General features: G+C 42.5%; 3 protein-coding genes. 1 reads left to right on the forward strand and 2 read right to left on the reverse strand.

The features are described 5' to 3' along the window. Positions 1-472 precede the first annotated feature (472 nt). Positions 473-1,015: a GNAT family N-acetyltransferase gene (locus K1X56_14665; GenBank protein ID MBX7095962.1), complete on the reverse strand. Its 543-nt coding sequence runs from the start codon at positions 1,013-1,015 to the stop codon at positions 473-475. Continuing rightward, a complete protein-coding gene (gene leuS / locus K1X56_14670; GenBank protein ID MBX7095963.1) occupies positions 1,015-3,792 on the reverse strand; it encodes a leucine--tRNA ligase in 2,778 nt (925 codons plus the stop codon). Before leuS ends, K1X56_14665 begins: the two co-directional genes overlap by 1 nt. 251 nt (positions 3,793-4,043) lie before the next feature. On the opposite strand from leuS, the gene K1X56_14675 reads away from it, so the two are divergent. Then, on the forward strand, positions 4,044-5,988 hold a 1,945-nt coding region (locus tag K1X56_14675), incomplete at its 3' end, for a SprB repeat-containing protein (GenBank protein ID MBX7095964.1).

Consider the following 5,988-nt stretch of genomic DNA (forward strand, 5'->3'; position numbering starts at 1 on the left):
CGCCGTAAGAAACAAGCTCGTACACCGTATCTGGGCCGTAATCGAAAGACAAGCACCCTATATGTACAAAGAAGAATTTTTATCAATGTGATAAAATCACTTGACTTTAAACATAGAAATCTTAGTGTCCTTGTGCCTTAGTGGTTCAAACCCAACGATGCAACAATCCGATTCCACGCTCCGCTCTGAATGACGCGCGGTGTGTACTACCATTTCATCACTCTTTTTTTTCCTACTGCCTTTTTACCCTCTCCCTACTACCTAATTTTCCTTCTATCCTCTTCCTATTCCCCCTTCTACCTTTCTGCCCACTACCCACTACCTATTTTTCCTTACTACCCTCTTCCCATTCCCCTTCTACCTTACTACCCACTACCCCCTACCTAATTTTCCTTACTTCCCACTACCCATTTCCCCTTCTACCTTTCTGCCCACTACCCACTACCCACTACCCCCTACCCATTTTCCCTTTCTACCCTCTTCCCTTCGTGGTTCTCCGTGTTCTTGTGCCTTCGTGGTTCCCCTCCATCTTCCTCTCCATTAACCAATCTTCATCCACATGATCTTTATCCCATTCGAAGGATGTTTCGCCTACAATTTGAAATCCGGATTTTTCATAAAAACGAATGGCGCGTGGATTGCGTTTCCAAACCGACAACTCAATTGTTGTACAATTTTTTTCTTTCGCAATTTCGATGGCTTGTTGAAGCAACAATTGCGCCAGTCCGGATCCATAAACTTCTTTGAGAATATATATTCTCGGAATGTTTAATACGAATGGCTTACGAATGGCGAGTCGAATATAACCCATTGCTTTTCCCTCTTTTTCTCCAATGAAAAACCAGGATGGTTCGTCCATCTCGAGTTGCATAACGGAAGCAGTAAAATAATTCCGCACATAATCTTCCATCAGTTCATCGGGAACCATCCCGCCATACGCTTCACGAAAAGTGATTTCACCAATTCGGGCCAATAATGAAGCATCATCGGCAAGCGCTTCGCGAAGCGTGAACATCAGACAACGAAATTGACAATCCGCTTAGGAACAACAATCACTTTTTTCGGTGTTTTTCCTTCGAGGTATTTTGCAGTTAACTCATGCGCCAATACTTCTTTTTCGATATCGGCGGGTTGCATATCGGCAGGTAGTTCCAGATTGAAACGAAGTTTTCCGTTGAACTGAATCGGATAAGTGAATGCACTCTCCACCAAATACTCGGCATTGAATACCGGTAATTGAGCATACGAAACACTTTCTTTATTCCCTAACAAACTCCATAGTTCTTCTGCAATATGCGGTGCATAAGGAGAAGCAAGCACAACCAAATCGCTTAACACGGAGCGTTTATTGCATTTTAAATCGCTGAGTTCGTTTACACAGATCATTAGTGTTGAAACGACTGTATTGAAGGAATAACGCTCAATATCGTCGTACACTTTCCGCATGCATTTATGCAGTGATTTTAATTCTTCTTTAGTAGCGGCATCATCACTCACAAAAAATCCGTTTTCATTATGAAATAAACGCCACATTTTTTTCAAAAAACGCGATGTGCCTTCGATTCCTTTTGTATCCCAGGGCTTATGTTGTTCCAGCGGACCCAAAAACATTTCGTAAAGGCGTAAGGTGTCGGTACCGAATTTTTCAATGATTAAATCGGGATTAACCACGTTCCATTTCGATTTGGACATTTTTTCTACTTCGCTTCCGCAAATAAATTTTCCGTCCTCCAATTCAAATTCTGCCTGTGCAAAATCTTCTCTCCACTTTTTAAATTCTTCAATATCCATTATGTCACCATCCACAAAATTTACGTCGACGTGAATAGGCGTGGTCTGATATTTATCTTTTAATCCATACGACACAAACTTGTGTGTTCCATTAATGCGATATGCAAACTTGGAAACTCCCTGAATCATTCCCTGATTAATCAGTTTTTTTGCAGGCTCTTCGAATTGAATATAACCGATGTCGAATAAGAATTTTGTCCAGAACCGGAAATAAAGTAAATGTCCCGTTGCATGTTCCGCACCGCCCATGTATAAATCCACCTGATTCCAGTACGCCATTTTCTCTTTCGACGCAAATTCCTTTTCATTTTTCGGATCCATGTAGCGAAGAAAATACCATGAACTTCCGGCCCAACCGGGCATGGTGGTGGTTTCGTATTCGTATTGATTTTTATATTTCCAGTCTTTAGCACGCGCCAGAGGTGGTTCTCCGGTTTCGGTTGGAAGAAATTTATCTACTTCGGGTAATGTAACCGGTAATTCATGTTCTTCTACGCAATAGGGAATTCCGTTTTTATAATACACCGGAATAGGTTCTCCCCAATAGCGTTGTCGACCAAAAACGGCATCGCGCAAACGGTAATTCACTTTTCCTTTTCCAATTCCCAGTTCTTCTACTTTCCGTATACAAACTTCTATCGCCTGATATCCGGTTAAGCCATCCAGAAATCCGGAATTGATCATTTTTGCTTCTTTGGTAGGATCTGCTTTTTCGGAAATATCTACGCCTTCCATAATAGCAGGAATCGGTAAATCGAAATGTTTGGCAAATACATAATCGCGCTGATCGCCACATGGTACTGCCATCACCGCTCCGGTGCCATAGCCTGCCAACACATAATCGGCAATCCAAACCGGAATTAACTTATCGGTAAAAGGATGTTTTACGTAAGCACCCGTAAATGCTCCACTCACATTTTTCACTTCAGCCTGACGCTCGCGTTCGCTTCTGTTTTTGGCGTAGTTTACATAATGCTCTACCACATCTTTGTGCTCGCGTGTTGTGATTTTTTCTACCAATTCATGTTCCGGTGCCAACACTAAAAAGGAAACTCCAAAGATGGTATCCGGACGCGTAGTAAATACTTCGACTTCTTCGTTATGTCCCACAAGTTTAAACCGGACACTTGCACCGGATGATTTTCCTATCCAGTTACGCTGTGCTTCCTTAATGCTTTCTGTCCAATCTATTTTTTCAAGGTCGTTTAATAATCGCTCTGCGTAAGCGGTAATCCGCAAACTCCATTGCTTCATTAATTTTCGCTCTACGGGGTGACCACCACGTTCTGATACGCCGTCTTTCACTTCATCGTTGGCCAATACAGTTCCAAGAGCGGGACACCAATTCACCCATGAATCGTCGAGATAAGCTAATCGGAAATTCATCAATATTTCCTGTTGCTTTTCTTCCCTAAAGTTTTTCCATTCGGAAGCAGAAAACGCAGGAACATCTTTTTCTATTCCACCTGTTAGCACCTGTTCTGCCGCGCCGCCGAAACCTTCGTTTTCAAAAATGGAAATCAAGGTTTGAATCGATTCGGCACGATCATTTTTTTTGTTGTACCAGGAATGAAACAATTGAATAAAAATCCATTGCGTCCAGCGATAATAATCGGGATTGGATGTTCTTACTTCACGGTCCCAATCGAAAGAAAATCCTATACGGTCGAGTTGCTCGCGATATCGTGCAATATTTTTTTCTGTGGTAATAGCAGGATGCTGACCCGTTTGTATAGCATATTGCTCAGCAGGTAAACCAAAGGAATCATATCCCATCGGATGCAATACATTGTATCCCTGTAATCGCTTAAAGCGTGCAACTATATCGGATGCGATATAGCCCAGCGGATGGCCTACATGCAACCCTGCACCGCTTGGATAAGGGAACATATCCAATACATAATATTTCGGACGATCGCTAGGGTATTTCGCCTGAAAGGTTTTATTGGCTGCCCAATAGTTCTGCCACTTTTTTTCGATGTCCTGAGGTAAATATTCCATGGAAAATGAATTGTTGCGCGAAAATAACAAAAAAGCCGCTGGCAACCTTTTTCAATCCTGCTCGTCTTTGAATTAAACGCTGCATTTTTTGTCCTTGCAGCCACTCCTTTTCACTTGCCACTCTTTTTTCGGGTCGTTTTTTTCGACGCGCGCTACTGCATTTCCCTTCATTTTGACACAAAAATTTTATTTCATTTTCATTGGCAACTTTTGCATTTTACAACGTCATCTTTTCACAAACCTAGAAAAGCATGAAACGATTTCTTTACCTCCTCATGGCCCTCATCAGCAGCAATGCAATGGCTGATTGTCCGGGCCTCACGGTTACGCTTAACATGTATAATGTAAGCTGTAACGGTGCAAACGATGGACATGGCTACGCCTCCGTAAGCAATGGCTCCGGTAATTACACTTATCAAGTCATTGACATGTCGAACAACCCTGCTGGAACCATGGTCAACGACAGTGTATACAACCTGATTCCCGGTAATTACAATTTCGTAATTCAGGATGTAACGAATGGTTGTTACGATACCACTGCATTTACCATTACCGAACCAGCTGTTTTAAACAGTACTTCGAATGTAATTAATAACGAAACCTGTGCCGGACAATGCAACGGTGCCGCTTTTGTATTGGGCGTTGGTGGTACGGGTCCTTATACCTATTTATGGTCGGGACCGAATGGATTTACCAATAATCAACCGACCATTACCAACCTTTGTCCCGGAACCTATCAATGTCAGGTTATCGATGCAAACGGTTGTTCAACCATGGTGGGATTAAATATTATTGCAGCTCCCCCATTCGCAGCCGGTGCAACTTCTACACCAACCAGTTGTCCACAAGCCTGTGATGGATCCGTAACCGGATTTGCAACGGGTGGTACTCCTCCTTATAATTTTAACTGGGGTGGACTACCTCCTATGCAGAATGTTTCTAATGTTTGTATGGGAAGCTATCCGCTCTATGTAACGGACGCCAATGGTTGTACCTCCTTTGCCGTGGCAACCGTTAATTCTTCTTCTACTTTAGTTGCTACAGGAACAAGCACTTCTTCTTCCTGCAATCCATGTAATGGTTCCATCACCCTTGCTGGTGCAAATGGCGTTACTCCTTACCAATACAGTATTGATAATGGAGTAACATTTCAGGCCTCTCCGAATTTTACGGGTGTTTGTCCGGGATCTTATTACGGAATTATCGAAGATGCCAATGGTTGTCAGGCCACCTATATGGTGATTGTTTCTTCCAATGGAATTACCGGAGCATCCTTAACTGATTCGATTCACCATGTAACCGGATATGGTTTACAAGATGGATTCATTGATATTACCTTGTCGGGTGGAAATCCTCCCTTCACTTTCGCATGGAGCAATGGTGCCACTACTGAAGATATTTATTCCCTCGTTGCCGGAAATTATTCGGTGCTGATTACTGATGCTAATGGCAATTGTCAAACCTATTTCTATTCCATCAACAACACTTATGGTTACGGGCAAATCAACGGTAAACTTTACAATGATGTAAACCACAATTGCACCTACGATGCAGGTGATGTTGTATTACCTTACCGCAGTGTTAAAGCAGATAACGGAACGCAGGTGTATTATGGCTATACCAATTCAAATGGCGATTACAGCATTTATGTTCCGGCTACCAATTACACTGTAGATGTAACCAACACCACCGACCTCGAAGCAGCTTGTACCAACACCTATGCGATTAACGTACTTGGAGGAAATATCTATAATGGAAATGATTTCGCTTATGATATTCCACCAACCTATGATGTATGCGTTAGTTTGTGGTCGACCGGAATGGTTCCTGGTTTTGGTGGTTCTTACTACTTGAATGTTTACAATGCAGGTTCCATGCCTGCTGATGGTGAAGTGTATTTGATTTTCCCTTCGCAATTAACCTACACCGGCTCTAATCCTTCTCCGAGTCAGATTTCCGGCGATACCATCTTCTTTAGTTATTCCAATCTGAATCCTGGCACCAGTGCGTATTTCTACGTCATGTTTAATACGCCGACTAATCTTCCGTTAGGAACTCCTGTTGTAACCTGTTCGCATGCCGAAGTGACCAACGGAACTGACATTAATCCGGGTTGTAATTCGTATTGCTATACCCGTATTGTAAGTGGATCTTTTGACCCGAACGATAAAACCGTTTCACCTTCTATCAATGAGA

It is taken from the genome of Flavobacteriales bacterium (assembly GCA_019694795.1).
In the GTDB taxonomy this organism is placed as follows: Bacteria; Bacteroidota; Bacteroidia; order Flavobacteriales_D; family UBA2798; genus UBA2798.

What these genes read in the sequence shown, in the direction of transcription:
- K1X56_14665 (MBX7095962.1), bottom strand. Translation starts at nt 1,015, where the DNA reads ATGTTCACGCTTCGCGAAGCGCTTGCCGATGATGCTTCATTATTGGCC.
- leuS (MBX7095963.1), bottom strand. Translation starts at nt 3,792, where the DNA reads ATGGAATATTTACCTCAGGACATCGAAAAAAAGTGGCAGAACTATTGG.